The organism is Mesorhizobium sp. M0626 (assembly GCF_040320665.1).
Classification (GTDB): domain Bacteria; phylum Pseudomonadota; class Alphaproteobacteria; order Rhizobiales; family Rhizobiaceae; genus Mesorhizobium.
Window position 1 is genome coordinate 123694 of record NZ_JAMYQD010000020.1, and the last position, 14953, is coordinate 138646.

Sequence of the window (14953 nt, forward strand, 5' to 3'; positions counted from 1 at the left end):
GATGATGCAGCAGAGCCTCGCCTTCGAAGGTCGACCGCGCACCGACTTCCGCCGCATGGCCGTCGTCGGCTACGTGGCCATAGCGCTCTTCGTCGGCTGCTTCGGCTATTGGGCGGCGAACGCGCCGCTCTCCGGCGCGGTGATCACCTCCGGCACGATCTCGGCGACGGGCGGCAACATCCTAATCCAGCACCCCGAGGGCGGCATCATCGAGCAGTTGCTGGTGCATGAAGGCGACCGCGTGCAACAAGGCGAACCGCTGGTCCTGCTCGACCGCAGGGCGGCCGAGACCGACCTCAACCGGCTGACCAGACAGACGATCGCGCTCAGGGCAAGTGCCGCGCGACTTGAGGCCGAGCGCGACGGATCGGACAGGCTGGCGCCGATCGCCGAAGCAGCACCCGCGCCGTTCCAGCGCGATTTCGACAATCTGGTGCACGAACAGCAGAAGGAGTTCGAGGCCAGGCTCGCCCGGTTCCGCTCCGAGCAGTCGATCCTGGCGCAGCGCGTCGCCATGCATCGTGAGTCGGCGCTGGGACTGGAGGCGCAGAAACTCGCCATCCAGCAACAGGCCGAGATCGTGAAGAAGGAACTCGGCATCAAGACCGGCCTGCTCGACAAGGGTCTCACCAACCGCAGCGAATATTCGCAGCTTCTGCGCAGCGAGGCCGATCTGGTCGGCCAGGCCGGCGCGCTGGAGGCGGATATCGCAGCGACCAAGACGCAGATCGTCGAAGCCCAGGCGCAGGTCGAGCGCGCGACCACGCAGCGCGTCGAGGACGCGCTGACCAAGCTCGACGAGGTTCGCACCAGCCTGGCCGACATCGGCGAACAGATCACCGCAGCCGAGGCGGTGCTGGGGCGCACGACGATCAAGGCGCCGGCAGCCGGCATCGTGGTATCCTCGATCTACAACTCCAAAGGCAGCGTGATTGCGCCGGGGCAGAAGATCATGGAGATCCTGCCGACCGCGTCGGGCCTCATCGTCGACGCGAAGCTGCGGCCGAAAGACGTGGACCTGGTTCGCGTCGGCCAGCCGGCGAAGCTCAGGCTGTCCGCCCTGAACGCGCGCCTCACCCCTGAGGTCCCGGCTACGGTGACGCAAATTTCCGCCGACCGGCTGATCGATGAAACCACGCATGAGGCGTATTTCCGCGCCAGGCTGAAGATCACCGACACGCTGCCGCAGGGCGTGAAAGCCGAGCAGCTTTACCCGGGAACGCCGGTCGAGGCGTTTATCAGCACCGGCGACCGAACCTTCCTCGAATATCTGGCGCGGCCGATGCTGGACTCGTTCGCGCGGGCGTTCACGGAGCGATAGGCGCCAACTCGTCCTCCCAGTTGACGCCGCCGTAGAACACCCTGAGAATCACCACCTGGTCGCCTTCTACGGTGAAGGCCACAGTCAGGCGGCGCTCGAAGCCACGATGCGAAGCCCCGGCCGCACATCATCCCTTAGGGTTCCGCGTTCCGAGGCATGGTCGAGACCCAGGCAAAATCGCTCGATCCGCTCGATGTAGCGAAGGGCGGTGAGGTTGCCGGATGCGTGAGCGACCGTATCGTATATCCATAACAGGTCCGTCTGGGCTTCCGGCAAAAGGACAACATGCCGGCGCTTCACACGTTCCCCTTGAGGCGAGCTGCGTGATGTGCGCGGATGCTGTCAAAAGACTTGTCGGCCGGGATGGCCTGGGAGGGGTCTGCCTTCCACCTATCATAGGTCGGCGCGACCTCCTCACGCAGCCAGCGCTCCACGGCGGCGTCGCGTTCCTGCAATGCGCGAAGACCGGCGCGGATCACTTCACTGCTGGTCGCGTATGTGCCGGACCGAACGAGCTGGTCGATGAAAGCAGCCTGCTCGGCCGGCAGGCTGAAGGTGCGTTTTTCGGTGGCGGACATGGATCCCTCCTATCAGGTTGGTATGATATTATCATACCAACGGCGAGATCGCACGCCCCAATATAGGCTTAGGGACCGCTCCCCTTGCCGTCGGCAAAGACACCGGACATTCGGTTCGGATGCCTGAGATGGGTCGGCGTGATACCGGTCTGATGGCGGAAGACACGGCTGAAATGGCCGGCATTGGGAAAACCGCAGCGGTAGGCGATGTCGCCGATTGCCAAGTCGCTCCCCTCCAGCAGCGACTTGGCCTGATGTACACGCAGCGCAAGATAGGCGGCCATCGGGCCGATGCCGAGCTCGGCGCCGAACAGCCGCTCAAGCTGGCGCCGGGATAAATGCAACCGGCCCGCGATCTCGGCGACCGACAGCGTCTCCTGGAGATTGCTTTCCATCAGAAGCAGCGCCCGTTTCACCGCTCGGCTCGACGCGGCCGGAAAGAGATCGCCGACGGGCTGCACATCCAGGGTCGAGCGGATGCGGTCGAGCACGAGGATCTTGGCGGCTTTTCCGCAGCCTTGCGGCCGATGAACTGCGACACGAAATGGCCGGCAAGGTCGGCCGCACCCGTGCCTCCGGCGCAGGTCGAGCGGCCCCTATCGACGGAAAACAGGCTGTCGGCATGGGCGTTCACATCAGGGAATTGGCTGCGGAAATCCTTGATGTGAAATCAGCTGACGGCGGCACTGTAGCCATCGAGCAGACCGTAGCGCGCGAGCACGAAGCTGCCGGTGCAGAGTGCCGTCAGCGGCACGCCCTTTTCGGCCGCCCGCAAGAGGAAGGCCTCCTTTTCGGAGCTGAGGCTGCGGTTGGTGTCGAGCAGGCCGCCGACCACGACGACATTGTCGAACTTCTGCGGATTGCCGATCGCCTTGGTCGGCAGCAGCTCGACACCGCAACTCGCCCGGATCGGCAGGCCACGCTCGCCGACGATCTCCCAGTCGAACTCGATCCGGCGGCTGCGGTCGCCTTCATCGCCGGCGAGCCGCAGCGTGTCGATGAACAGCGACAGCGGCGACAGCGTGAAGTCGCGAACCAAGAGAAACGCAAACCGCCTGGCCATTGTTGCTCCGAAACCGTTCCTTCGGGTGGATGGAGCCTAGTTGCTGAAGATTGGCACGGACTCGAGCACCATGCCCCTCAGGATTGGCCGCCAGATGTCGGAGATGAGATTGACGACCTTAGTGTGCAACCGGTCGGCCATCTCTTCTCCAATGTTTCGAGAATAGGTCCAAAAGAGCTTTGACCGATTGTTGGAGCCGAATGTAAGGATGATCTTCGGTTAGGCGGGAGGGAGCATGGGTCTCGACTTGGCGGTTTTTAAAAGCGTTTCGACCATGGAGCGGGAATTCCCCGGCTATCGCTTTCAGCGGGATCCGGAAAACGGCGAATGCGAGGTGATCCATCCCGAAGACGTGACTCTCACCTGGGACGATGTCACAACGCGTGACTGGCGTGTCGGAAACATAGCCCACATTGCGGCGCTCGGGGAGCTGATTGCCGGTCTTCTCGGCGAAGGGTCAGCGCTGGAACGGATGGTCCTCCTTTCAGCCAGCGGTGTTGGAGACGTCATCGAGGAGCCGAGCTTCGGCGAGCTTGAGCGCGAATTGCGACTGATCGAATCCAGCACCGACCCATGGGTTCGGGAATTTGCCGATGGACTAGTGGAATTGATCAGTATGGCACGGCGTGAGAAAAACCCTATCGTGTTTGTGTAACCTGCAGCACCAAAGCGGAGCCCAAGCCATGACCCTGACCAATCGCGATATCATCGAGCTGACGGCATGGCGCCGCAAGCTGCACCAGCAGCCGGAAATCTCCAACGAAGAGGAAAAGACCGCCAAGGAGGTTGTCGACTTTCTCGCCGATACCGGGCCGGACAAGGTGCTGACCGGGCTTGGCGGCCATGGTGTGGCAGCGGTGTATGACAGCGGCAAGGCAGGGCCTACGGTGCTGTTCCGCTCGGAAATCGATGCGCTGCCGATCGAGGAGCTTTCGGGCGTCGACCATGCCTCGCAGGTGCCGGGCAAATCGCATATGTGCGGCCATGACGGCCATACCGCGATCCTGGCCGCACTCGGCCGTCAGCTCGGGCGTGAACGGCCGGCGCGCGGCCGCGTCGTCTTGATGTTCCAGCCGGCGGAAGAGACCGGCAATGGCGCGGCCGGCGTCGTCGCCGATGCGCGCTTTGACGAGATCGCGCCGGATTTTGCTTTCTCCCTGCACAATCTGCCGGGCGTGCCGTTCGGCGAGGTTCGCCTCAAGCCCGGCGTGGTCAACTGCGCCTCGCGCGGCATCCGCATCGTGCTGGACGGCAAGACCGCGCATTCGTCCATGCCCGAAACCGGCGTATCGCCGATGCTGGCGGTGAGCGAGCTCATGCCGCTGCTGCCGGCGCTCGGACGCGGCACCTTTGCCGACGATGATTTCAGCATGGTCACCGTCACCCATGCGACGATGGGCGAGGCCGTGTTCGGCATCGCGCCCGGCTACGCCGAGGTGTGGGCGACGCTGCGTACAAGGCGCGACGAGCGCATGGCGGAACTGGTCGCGGCGGCGGAAGCGTTGGCCACCAGGATCGCGGCCGAGCACCGTCTTTCCGTGCACTGCGATTATCATGAGATTTTCGTCGCCAGCGTCAACGCGCCCGATGCGGTGGAGCATCTCAACCGCGCGTTGGACGAAGAGGGTGTGCCGCGCAGCGAGGAAGCCCTGCCGATGCGCGCCTCGGAGGATTTCGGCATTTTCGGCCACAAGGCGAAGTCGGCGATGTTCTTCCTCGGCGCGGGCGAGCGCACCCCGTCATTGCACAATCCCGACTATGATTTTCCCGACGATCTGATCCCGATCGGCTCGAAGATCTTCATGCGCACGGCGCGCAACCTGCTGGGGTGAGCGGCCCTGCAAAATCCGCATCCTGAAGCTGCCTTTTTCCCGCTGGAATCGTCTTGTAGTCGCCTCCTACATTAGGAGGGGCTTGCGGATGAGAATTGCAATGGTCGTCGCGTTGACTGCGACAGTGGCAGGGTGCGTATCGTCTCCGGTCCAGTATGGAGCCTCGCTCTCGCCGCAGGACCCGAAATGGGCGACGCCGGAATGCCAGCAGGCCCGCACGGATGCCTTGAACTACGACCGGCGCGAGAAGGAGCATCCGGGATGGGCCGCCGGCGTCGTGCTGGGGCCTTACAGCATGGGGCTCGTTGCGGCCATCAAGGAGAATGAGCAGAAGCGGCGCCGGCTGCTCGCACGCGAGGTGCATTTGCAGTGCTCAAGCCTGCCCTTGCCGAGGGATCTGGACTTCGATCCAAAGATCTACGCGCCAAAGCCGACGCATTATCCCTGAGGGTGGCTTGCCGGCGGCGATCATGATGCGCCCTTGGCGTCAGAGGCCAGTCGACCGGCCCGCGCAGCTCGGGTAACAATGACCGTCTTTGGCGAAAGGGGTCCAATGCGGCAAGTGCCCATCGTGATGCAGCCGTTTGGCGGCATGGCGAACAAGATGTTCCAGTACATGTTTTGCCATGTGCTGGCGAAGCGTATCCCCGGTGGCTATGTCTGCGACGCCGACCTGCCGGAATGGTCCATTGCCAAGGTGCGGCCGCCTTTGTTGTGGAAATACCGGCTGCTTCGGGTCGACGGCTATCACCGCTACGACCTCGACGGGATCATAGCCGCGCTCCGCGACAGGCGGGCGCGGAGCATCCGCTTCAAGGGCTTCGCGCAGCGGCTGGGTTATTATGACCGGGACGAGGTCTCCGGGCTGTTCGACGGGCGTGCCGTCGCCGCGCCGACCCATGGCGACGATTTTCTCGTCATCCATGTGCGGGCCGGCGACATCCTCGACGGCTTCCACCGCAACTATTGCCCGATGCCATTCGGCTTCTTCGAGACGCTCATCAAGGATAGCGGCCGCAAGCCGGTCTTCGTCGGCCAGACCCATGACGACAACGATTATTGCCGGCGCCTGCGTCAGCGTTTTCCCGATGCTGTCTTCGCGCCGAAGGCGTCGCCATTGACGGATTTCGAGACGCTGCGCCGGGCGAGCCATCTCGTCACGGGGGTGAGCAGCTTCTCCTGGCTGGCCGGTTGGTTGTCTTCGGCGCGGACGATCCATCTGCCGGTGGCCGGCATATTCGACCCGCGCATCAGGCCGGATATCGACTTGCTGCCGCTTGACGACCCCCGCTATCGGTTCCACCAGTTCGACATGGGCGACTGGACGGGCTCTTCGGAGCAGCTTGCAGCATTTTATGGCGACGCGATCCCGTTCCGGCAGGTCGAGCCTCAAGCAGCAGCCGGTGGCGCGGGGAAAGCGTTGCGATGAGAATTCCGTTTTCCGTCAACAGGCCGGTGATCTGCGCGATCATGAAGCTGGAGCAGCCCTATGTGATCGAGTGGGTCGCCTGGCACAAGCTGCATGGCTTCGACCTGATGATCGCTGACAACTGCAGCGCCGGACCGCAGACGGCGGTGCTCCAGGCGTTGCGCGATGCCGGCTGGATCCGGCTGGTCGACTGGCGACACGACACGGTGCTGCCGCAGCGGCGGGCCTATTCCTATCTTTACTGGCAGGCATTGCTCCACGGCTATCGCTATCTGGGCTTCATGGACGCCGACGAGTTCCTCGAGCCGCTCGACGCGCCGCCCTGGAGCGGAGCCGAACTGGTCCGCTCGCTTTTGAGCCGCCCGGGCGTGCGCAGCGTCGCCTTTCGCTGGGTGAATTTCGGCAGCGACGGCAAAGAGGCCTATGACGACGAACTGGTGACGGTGCGGTTTCAAAGGCGCGGCACGCATGACGCCCCGACCGCGCGCTGGAAGAAGTCGTTTGCCCGCGTGTCCTCGGTGCTGCGCAAGGCGCTGCGGGATCCCGGGCAGTTCATGCCGCACCCGCACGGTTTCCGCATCTCGCTGCGCAGGACGCTGGTCGACGGCATGACGCTCGACAAGCACCCGGCGGCCATGCCGATGGAATGGAAGATCGGCTGGATCCGCCACTATGCCGTGAAATCGAGGCAGGAACTGGCCGACAAGCATGCCCGCGGCGGCGGCTTCACGCCGTCGAGCGAGGCGCCGTCGCTGGACGAGTACCGGGTATCGAGAGATCAGAACGATATTCTCGATCCGCTCGACGATGCGACGGTGGGCGCCTTGCGGGCAAAGGTTTCGGAAATCGTCAGGTCGCTCGACCCGGCGGTCATGCCCCAGACGCGGCCGCTTTTCACGCAGCGGGGTTGAGGATCAGCGGCGCGGTAGCCATGCCGTGAAACGACATCGAGGCGCGGCGCTCGGCATTTGCGGCATCGAGCCGCCATCCGGGCGCACGGGTGAACAGGGCTTCTATCATCGCCGCGATCTCGATACGGGCGACATGCTGCCCGAGGCAGACATGCAGGCCGGTGCCGAAGGTCATCGACATGGTTGGCGGGCGCGTGAGGTCCAGCCGGTCGCCATCGGCGAAGACGGCATCGTCGCGATTGCCGCTGCCGAGCACCGGCACGACCGCTTCGCCAGCCGCAATCCTGACGTCGCCGAGGTCGATGTCCTGCGCCGCGATGCGGGCGACGGCGTATTGCACCGAGGCGCCATAGCGCAGCAGTTCGGCCGCCGCGCTGCTCCAGTCGACAGCGCCGCGCTCGAGCAGCGCGCGCTGTTCGGGAAAGCGATCCAGCGCAACAATTGCGTTGCCGAGAGCGTCGACGACAGTCTCCTGTCCGGCAAACAGCATGAAGACGATGTTGGCCACCATGTCCTCACGCGACCAGCGGCCTTGCGCAACCTCCCGCACCATGCCGGCAACCATTCCGTCCGGCCGGTAGGCCTGTCGAGCCAGCCGCTCCTCGACAAAAGCCTGGCATTCGCGATAGGCCTCGGCGCTTGCTGCCGGCGGCTGCGCTCTTCGCAGGTCGAATGCGCTGGCCATGCGGCGGGTCACCGATTTCAACGCCCAAGGGTCCTCGATCTCGATGCCGAGGATTTCCTGCAGCAGCCAGAAGGACACCGGCACGGCGAGCCCGGCGACGGCGTCGACGCGGCCATCCGCCAGCGCACGCTCGACCAGCTCGTGGCTCAGCGCGCGAAGACCTTGCGTCAGCGCTTCGATGGCCGGCCGTGAGAAAAAGCCAGCGACCGGCCGGCGCAAGGCGCCATGCTGAGGCGGATCGGCAAGCAGCACCGAGCGGCTGAGCAGAGCCATGGGCGCATGGTCGACGAGCTTGCGGCGGACCTCTTCATATGTACCCGGCGGCGCCTGAACAAGAGCGGGATGCTTCAGCGCGCCCGACACCAGCTCATGGCTGAACACATAATGCGCGTCGGCCAGCTCGGGATAGGGCGCGACGCCGCGCGCAATGCCGCCGGCGGCGCGCATGCGGGCGAAATGCGGAAACGGGTCGTCGCCGAGCGCGAACGGATCGAAATGCGGAGCTGTCATGACGGCTCGAATCTCATGCCTTGAGATTCTTGGCTGAAATGACCCTGAAGCCGCCTGACGTGGCGTCCTGCGGGAAGAAGTCCGGCATGACGTAGAGGAACTCGCATCCGTAGACGCGGTAGTGCATGCGCAGCAGCGGATCGCGGATGATCTCTTCCAGCGGCGGTCTTGTGCCGGTCTGGTTCCAGCGGTCGATGGTGGCGCGGAACCGCGCATCGGCCTTGACATGATCATACTCGTCGCCCGAGGAGCCGGCATAGGACGAGCAGCGGCCATCGCCGATCAGCCAGCTGGCGCCCAGGCGGCGGCCGTGGCTCTCCATCTCCTTCAAGAGCCGCACCGCCGTGTTGGTGCCGCGATGGCTCGGCCGGACGCAGAGATTGTAGGCGTAAAGCGCGTAAACCGGCTCGCTGCGCGGCAGCGATGCATAGGCATCGAAATTCCTGGGGAAATCGGCGCGCACCAGCGGATCCTGGCTGGTCTCGGCAAAGCAGATGGTGCCGGCAAGCAGATCGCCATCGATCGCGCCGAACATGGTGTGTCCGAGTGCCAGCCGGTGGCGGATGGTCGTTTCGCTCGCCTGCAGCGGGGCTGCCCAGGCGGCAGCCTCAAGCTCCATCAGCAACGGCATGTCTTCCAGCTCTAACCGGCGGATGGGTATCGCAACATCGTCTAAATTCATGTGTCGGCTGCCTCGACTTCTAACGCGTTGATGGCGCATGGCAGTTTCTTGCCAATGCGGTTTGCAGCTTCACGGAAACGTCAACCTGTTCTATCTCCTGTTTGACGCATGCCGGATCGAGAACCATTTCACGGCTTTCACAAGCCTGTCTAATCATCATGGTTCCCCTTTGCAATTACATACGGACAACGGAAACGCATGATATTTTACGTCGCGCATCGGGAGCACGCCTACACGCAGGCGGTGGTGCTTCTGTATCACCGGACTGACCTGGAGGCGTGGTTCCGGCTGGTGCGCTACGAGGATGCCGGGCTGCTGCGCGGCGTTCGCGCCGGGGTGGTCATCTGGTCCGACATGGACCGGCTGACATCGGACGAATTGAGCCGCGCGGCCGGCATCAGCGCCGAACTGGCTGACAACACCGGCCTGACGCAGCTCAATCACCCGACCGCCAGCCTGCAGCGCTTCGACCTGCTGCGCCTGCTTCACGCCGACGGCAGCAACGCTTTTCGTGTGTTCAGGCCGGACGAGTTGGAAGAGCCGATACGCTATCCCGTTTTCATCCGCGACGAGACGGGCGCACTCTACAGGGAGCCGCCGCTGCTGCACGACCGGCCGGCGCTGGACGCCGCGATCGCCCGGCTGGACGGTAGCGATCTAGTGCGGCCGATGGTGGTGGAGATGATCGGCACCCCCGGAATGGACGGTTATTTCAGGAAGTACGCGGCGTTTCGGGTCGGCGATACGATCTACGGCCAGCATTGCGCCATGTCGAAATCGTGGTTCGTCAAGAATTCGCCCGAGCAATTGCTGCCGGCGCATATCGAAGAAATCAGGACCTATATCGATACGAATCCTGACGCCAATGCGGTCATGCGGGTCTTCGAAAAAGCCCATATGCAGTATGGACGCATCGACTACACATTCGTCGACGGCAGGCTGGTGGTGTTCGAGATCAACAGCAACCCCACCGTGCTCAGCGACCCGCCGACGCCGTTCGCCAGCTATGACCCCAAGCCCTTTGCCGATCTTCAGGCCGACGCGCTGCTCGCGCTGCCGCAGGCTACCGAGGCGGACTCGCTGGCTGCAATCGACACCGCCCACCAGTCGGCGCTGGCCAAGTTGCGGCGCCATTACCAGATGAGGCGGCTGAAGTTAATGCTGCGAAAAGTGCTCAGGAAGAGAAAATAGGCGCCGCCTCCTCCGCAACCCGAAAGTACACCACGTCACGTTTCGTCGGATCTTGTCACAGCCTGCCTGGAACCAAATCACGGGCTAGATTGTTCAAGTTGGTTACGAATTCGACGCCGCCTGCCGGCTGGGCAAGCGGCGCACTTGAGGAGCTCCCACCATGACCATCTCGTCCAGCTTTCGTTCGCTTGCGGTTGCGGCCATCACAACTGTGTCCGTCAGCGCTGCCAGCGCCGCGCATGCCGATAGCGGCACGATCCGCTTTGCCGTCTACAAGGCGGCCTTCTTCGTCGGCGGTTCCGGCGGCGAGGGGACGCTGACCTTCCACGGCCGCTCCTATCCCATCACGATCGGCGGCGTTTCGGGCGGCTTCGCCTTCGGGGTTTCCAAGACCTATTTCCGGGGCACCGTGCGCCATATCCGCAGGGTGCGGGATGCGACCGGCGTTTATGGCGCGGCCGGCGGTGGCGGCGCGCTCGGCAAGGGGGCGCAGGTGATCGTCATGACCAACGACAAGGGCGCCCAGCTCGAGCTTACGGGCCGGCAGGTGGGGCTGCAGGTGAATGCAGATTTGAGCGGGATGGCGATTTCGTTGAAGTAGGGGGGCGGGCGAGCTCTGGGTGGGCACAGGCGCCCAGGGTGATGGCAATCGCTTAGGGTGCCCCCCACTCCGTCTCGGCTTCGCCGAGCCACCTCTACCCCCACATTCGTGGGGGAGAGGAAACGCTAATTTTCGAGGTTGCGGCCTCGACAGTGTTGAGTTTTTTCTTCGCTCGAAAAGCTTGGCATTTCCTCTCCCCCACGGACGTGGGGGTAGAGGTGGCTCGGCGAGCCGAGACGGAGTGGGGGCTGGCGCTGGCCTCGGCCCCCTACCGCTCCTCCACAATCCGCAAATACGCCGCCGTCACGAACAGCACGATCAGCCCGAACAAGATCCGCCGTGCCCCCTCCGGCATCTGCAGGATGGTCAGCAGTGTTGTCAGCACGGTCAGGATCAGGGCGCCGATGATGGTGCCGGTGTAGCCGCCGCGGCCGCCGAAGATGGAGGTGCCGCCGATGACGGCGGCGGCGACCGAGGGCAGCACCAGCGGTTCGGCGAGCGACAGCGACGGCGCCTTGATCAAGCCGATATAGAGCAGGCCGGTGATGCCGGCGAGCACGCTGGAGGTGACGTAGAGCGCGGTGATGACCTGCCAGTATTGCACGCCCGACAGGCGGGTCGCGCGCTCATTGTCGCCGACGGCGTAGAGCAGGCGGCCGAAGCCGGTGCGGGCGAGCGTGAAGACGATGAGGGCGGCGAGCGGCACGAACAAAAGCAGCGCGTTGGGGAAGCCCCATGTCACGCCGGTGCCGAGCCAAGCCAGGAAGTCGGGGATTTTTGCGCCCGACGCGATCACCGTGCGCTGGTAGACCTGCAGGCAGCCGGTGCCGATCAGGCTGGTGCCCAGCGTCATGATCAGCGGGTGGACGCGGAAGACGCCGACGCCGATGCCATTGACGAGGCCGATCAGCACCGCCGGCATCATCGCCAGGAGGAACGCCACCGCCGGATCCTGGTTGACCACTTGCGTGGCCATGATGAAGGCGCTCATCGTCGCCACCGTGCCGACCGACAGGTCGATGCCGCCGGTCAGCATGGTTATGGTCTGGCATCCCGAGAGGATCGCCAGCGGGATGGCGAATTTGATGGTGTTGGCGATCCAGCGCTCGTTGACGATGCCGGGGCGCAGGACCTGCAGGATTATAACCAGGATGGCGAGCAGGACGATCAGCGGGATGAGCGGGCGATCGGCCATGAAGCGCTTTATGCGGCGGCCGAAGGGGACCGGGGTGATGGCGGTGGTGCTCATGGGGCGGCTCTTGGTGTTGTGTGCTGCGAGGATGGCGCTCTACGGCGCCCCCCTCTGGCCTGCCGGCCATCTCCCCCACTTATGGGGAGATTGGCAGCTCCAGCGCCTCGCTCCTTTTTGCAACGTTGAAGGCTGGCGAAAGCGGCGATGACAGCTGATCTCCCCCCTCGTGGGGGAGATGTCTTCCGGCAGGACAGAGGGGGGCGCGAAGGAACGCCGACGTCTCTCTGCGACAGCACACCCATCATTGCCGCCCCCGCATCGTGATAAACGCCCCGAACATCACCACCGCCACCATGATCAGCCCCTCGATGATGGCCGTGACATTGGGGTCGATGGCGAGCAGCGTCAGGTCGGTGCGCACCAGCCTCAGCACGAAGACGGCGACGATGGGGCCGAGCAGGCCGCCTTTGCCGCCGCCGAGCGCGACGCCGCCCAGCACCACGGCGGCGACGCTGGCCAAGAGATAAGGGCCGGGGATGGGGGCGCCGATGCCGGTGCTCATGGTCAGCGCCAGGCCGCCAAAGGCGGCGAACAGGCCGGACAGCGCATAGGCGATGATGCGGGTGCGCTTGACCGGCACGCCGGAGCGAAACCCCGCCAGTTCGCTCGAGCCGATGGCGTAGATGGAGAGGCCCAGGCGCGAGCGCCTGAGCGGTATCCAGATGACGCAGAGGCAGACGATCAGCACCAGCAGGGCCTTGGGCAGCCAGGCGTCTATGGCGTCGGGCAGGCCGGGGATCGGCACGGTGCCGGAGATCAGCGCCTTCAGCCATTCGGCGATGCCGCCGCCCGGCGCGTCGAGCACCAGCAGGGCGGCGCCCTGCAGCACGAACAGCATGGCGAGGGTGACGACAATGTCGGGCACGCGGGTGACGACGATGAGCAGGCCGTTGAGCGCGCCGAGCGCAAAACCCATGGCGAGCACGAAGGGCACCACGAACAGCGCGTATTCCTCGCTCGCGCCATTCATCATCGACGCCGCGGTGACGCTGGTCAGCGCCATCATGGCGGCGACCGACAGGTCGATGCCGCCGGCGATGACGACCACCGTCTGCGCGGCGACTGCGAAGGCATAGGGCAGAACGGCGCGGGCGAGCGAGCCGAAATCATTGCTGCCATAGGCCGGCTGGATGATCCTGGTGGCGATGAACAGGACGATGAGCAGGGCGAACAGGCCGACGACCCAGCCTTGGCGGCGCAGGAAATGGCTCATGGCGCGGCCTCCGGCGAAGCCGAAGTGTTCGCGGTCGGATCAGCCAATATGCCGATATCGGCCTTGGCGCCGCGCGGCAGGCCGTAGGCGGCGCGCATCAGCGCCGGCTCGTCGGCTTCCTCGACCGGAAAAATGTCGACGAGGCGGCCGCCAAAGATGACGATGACGCGGTCGCAGACGCGCTGCACCTCTTCGAGTTCCGAGGTGTAGAACAGCACCGACTTGCCGTTGCCGGCGAGTTCGCGCAGCAGCTTGTAGATCTCCTGCTTGGTGCCGACATCGATGCCGCGCGTCGGGTCGAAGCACAGGATGGTGCGGGCATCCGCCGCGATCCAGCGGGCGATGGTCACCTTCTGCTGGTTGCCGCCGGACAGGCGCTGCACCTCGCCTTGCGCGCGGGTGTCGATCTGCAGCCGCTCGATCGCGCTGAGCACGGTCGCGCGTTCGCGGCGCATGTTGATCGGACCCCAGTTGCGCAAGGCAGCGCTGAAAGGCAGGGCGATGTTTTCGCGCACCGAGCGCTGCATGGCGAGCGCCTCGGAGCGGTCGCCCGGCACATAGGCTAGGCCGGCGCGGATGGCGTCGATCGGATGCGAGAATTTCACCGGCTGGCCATTGACTTCGATCGTGCCGCCGGAGGGCCGGATCGAGCCGGCAAGGGCGGCGAACAACTCGTCCTGGCCCTGGCCTTCGAGCGCGACGACGCCGGCGACTTCGCCGTCGGCGAGATCGAAGGAGACATCGCTGAGCTTGGCGCCGACGCGCAGGTTTCGCACCGAAATGCGCGGCCGGGTGGTCGCGGGCGCGGCCTTCTCGGCAGCGCTGCGGGCGGCGACATGAGTTTTCACGATGCGGGTGCCGAGCATCAGCTCGACGATCTTTTCCTCGACGCCGGGTACGATGTCGACGACACCGACGGTCTCGCCGTCCCGCAGCACGGTGGCGCGGTCGCACAGTGCGGAGATTTCGACGAAGCGGTGCGAGATGAAGATCACGGCGCGACCGGCATCGCCCTGGCGGCGCACCACTTCCAGCACTTTTTCGGCGAGGTTGGCGGGCAGGGCCGCCGTCATCTCGTCGAGCAGCAGCACGTCCGGCTCGACGGCGAGCGCCCGCGCCAGGTCGAGCACGCGCAGCACGGCCAGCGGGATGTCGCGCGCGGTGTCGCGCAGATCGAGGTCGGTGATGCCGAGCTCGCGCACCCAGGCGCGGAACGGCTCGACCGGCGTGCCGGTGAGCCTGAGATTGGAGAGAACGTCGAGATCGGGGATTAGCGACGGCTCCTGGTAGACCGGCAGCAGCCCGGCGCGGCGCGCGGCGGCGGGCGAGCGAATGTCGCGCGCCTCGCCACGGATCAGGATGCGGCCGGAGTTCGCCGGAATGGCGCCGGTCAGGATCTTCACCAGCGTCGACTTGCCGGCGCCGTTGGCGCCCATCAGCGCGTGGACCTCGCCCGGCAGCACGGAGAGCGACGCGTTGCGAAGCGCTTCAACCGCGCCGTAGTTCTTGGCGACGCCGGTGGCGTCGAGGAGGGGGCTGGTGGTCAACTGGTTTGTTGTCAAAATTGATGGTTCCAGAAAATAATGTCGGCGCTCTACGGCGCCCCCCTCTGTCCTGCCGGACATCTCCCCCACCCGTTGGGTGATTGGGAGTTAAGGGGCCGCCCCGCGGCTTTGGACGGTGAA

Annotated in this window: 17 protein-coding genes; 8 read left to right on the forward strand and 9 right to left on the reverse strand. The window is 64.9% G+C overall.

Annotated features, from left to right (window positions below):
- Window position 1: 1 nt before the first annotated feature.
- Entirely contained in the window at window positions 2-1321 is a 1320-nt protein-coding gene (locus NKI37_RS25225) for an HlyD family type I secretion periplasmic adaptor subunit (RefSeq protein ID WP_023735099.1), read from the forward strand.
- An 84-nt stretch (window positions 1322-1405) separates the two neighbouring features.
- Here NKI37_RS25225 and NKI37_RS25230 read toward each other — a convergent pair whose 3' ends face one another.
- The 4 genes from NKI37_RS25230 to NKI37_RS25245 all read right to left on the reverse strand — a co-directional run bounded on the left by NKI37_RS25230 (window position 1406) and on the right by NKI37_RS25245 (window position 2962).
- Window positions 1406-1621: a type II toxin-antitoxin system RelE/ParE family toxin gene (locus NKI37_RS25230; protein ID WP_348528155.1), complete on the reverse strand. Its 216-nt coding sequence runs from the start codon at window positions 1619-1621 to the stop codon at window positions 1406-1408.
- Window positions 1618-1899 (reverse strand): type II toxin-antitoxin system ParD family antitoxin, encoded by a 282-nt coding sequence (locus tag NKI37_RS25235; protein ID WP_023669694.1) that lies wholly within the window; start codon window positions 1897-1899, stop codon window positions 1618-1620. Before NKI37_RS25235 ends, NKI37_RS25230 begins: the two co-directional genes overlap by 4 nt.
- A 68-nt stretch (window positions 1900-1967) precedes the next feature.
- Window positions 1968-2390 (reverse strand): helix-turn-helix domain-containing protein, encoded by a 423-nt coding sequence (locus NKI37_RS25240; RefSeq protein WP_352788443.1) that lies wholly within the window; start codon window positions 2388-2390, stop codon window positions 1968-1970.
- A 179-nt stretch (window positions 2391-2569) separates the two neighbouring features.
- Window positions 2570-2962, reverse strand: coding sequence for an AraC family transcriptional regulator (locus NKI37_RS25245; protein WP_245272515.1), 393 nt, complete (start codon window positions 2960-2962; stop codon window positions 2570-2572).
- A 235-nt stretch (window positions 2963-3197) separates the two neighbouring features.
- Here NKI37_RS25245 and NKI37_RS25250 point away from each other — a divergent pair, with 235 nt between their 5' ends.
- The 5 genes from NKI37_RS25250 (at window position 3198) to NKI37_RS25270 (ending at window position 7134) form a co-directional block, all read left to right on the forward strand.
- Complete coding sequence (locus NKI37_RS25250; RefSeq protein ID WP_023683109.1) at window positions 3198-3617, forward strand: hypothetical protein; 420 nt, start codon at window positions 3198-3200, stop codon at window positions 3615-3617.
- Between the two features lie 28 nt (window positions 3618-3645).
- Complete coding sequence (locus tag NKI37_RS25255) at window positions 3646-4794, forward strand: amidohydrolase (RefSeq protein ID WP_023747058.1); 1149 nt, start codon at window positions 3646-3648, stop codon at window positions 4792-4794.
- A gap of 88 nt (window positions 4795-4882) precedes the next feature.
- On the forward strand, window positions 4883-5242 hold the full coding sequence (locus NKI37_RS25260) for a hypothetical protein (RefSeq protein ID WP_023710844.1): 360 nt from the start codon (window positions 4883-4885) through the stop codon (window positions 5240-5242).
- 126 nt (window positions 5243-5368) lie between these two features.
- Window positions 5369-6223 carry an alpha-1,2-fucosyltransferase gene (locus NKI37_RS25265; RefSeq protein ID WP_352788483.1) on the forward strand — a complete coding sequence of 285 codons (855 nt, stop codon included), beginning with the start codon at window positions 5369-5371 and terminating at the stop codon, window positions 6221-6223.
- Window positions 6220-7134 (forward strand): glycosyltransferase family protein, encoded by a 915-nt coding sequence (locus NKI37_RS25270; RefSeq protein ID WP_023710846.1) that lies wholly within the window; start codon window positions 6220-6222, stop codon window positions 7132-7134. Before NKI37_RS25265 ends, NKI37_RS25270 begins: the two co-directional genes overlap by 4 nt.
- On the opposite strand, the gene NKI37_RS25275 is transcribed toward NKI37_RS25270, so the two are convergent.
- Together NKI37_RS25275 and NKI37_RS25280 are read right to left on the reverse strand one after the other, a co-directional pair.
- Window positions 7118-8329, reverse strand: a complete 1212-nt coding sequence (locus tag NKI37_RS25275) for a cytochrome P450 (RefSeq protein WP_023710847.1) — start codon at window positions 8327-8329, stop codon at window positions 7118-7120. The genes NKI37_RS25270 and NKI37_RS25275 overlap by 17 nt on opposite strands.
- 13 nt (window positions 8330-8342) lie before the next feature.
- Window positions 8343-9011 carry a GNAT family N-acetyltransferase gene (locus NKI37_RS25280; protein ID WP_031199642.1) on the reverse strand — a complete coding sequence of 223 codons (669 nt, stop codon included), beginning with the start codon at window positions 9009-9011 and terminating at the stop codon, window positions 8343-8345.
- A gap of 198 nt (window positions 9012-9209) precedes the next feature.
- On the opposite strand from NKI37_RS25280, the gene NKI37_RS25285 reads away from it, so the two are divergent.
- Window positions 9210-10202 (forward strand): hypothetical protein, encoded by a 993-nt coding sequence (locus NKI37_RS25285; protein WP_023710848.1) that lies wholly within the window; start codon window positions 9210-9212, stop codon window positions 10200-10202.
- A gap of 160 nt (window positions 10203-10362) precedes the next feature.
- Window positions 10363-10803, forward strand: coding sequence for a lipid-binding SYLF domain-containing protein (locus NKI37_RS25290; protein ID WP_023686526.1), 441 nt, complete (start codon window positions 10363-10365; stop codon window positions 10801-10803).
- A gap of 268 nt (window positions 10804-11071) precedes the next feature.
- Here NKI37_RS25290 and NKI37_RS25295 read toward each other — a convergent pair whose 3' ends face one another.
- The 3 genes from NKI37_RS25295 to NKI37_RS25305 form a co-directional block, all read right to left on the reverse strand.
- The gene (locus NKI37_RS25295; protein ID WP_023704177.1) at window positions 11072-12052 is read right to left on the reverse strand and encodes an ABC transporter permease; all 981 of its coding nucleotides are present in this window, start codon (window positions 12050-12052) and stop codon (window positions 11072-11074) included.
- A gap of 244 nt (window positions 12053-12296) precedes the next feature.
- Entirely contained in the window at window positions 12297-13268 is a 972-nt protein-coding gene (locus NKI37_RS25300) for an ABC transporter permease (RefSeq protein ID WP_023825533.1), read from the reverse strand.
- A complete protein-coding gene (locus tag NKI37_RS25305; protein WP_352788445.1) occupies window positions 13265-14815 on the reverse strand; it encodes a sugar ABC transporter ATP-binding protein in 1551 nt (516 codons plus the stop codon). Before NKI37_RS25305 ends, NKI37_RS25300 begins: the two co-directional genes overlap by 4 nt.
- Window positions 14816-14953: the final 138 nt, after the last annotated feature.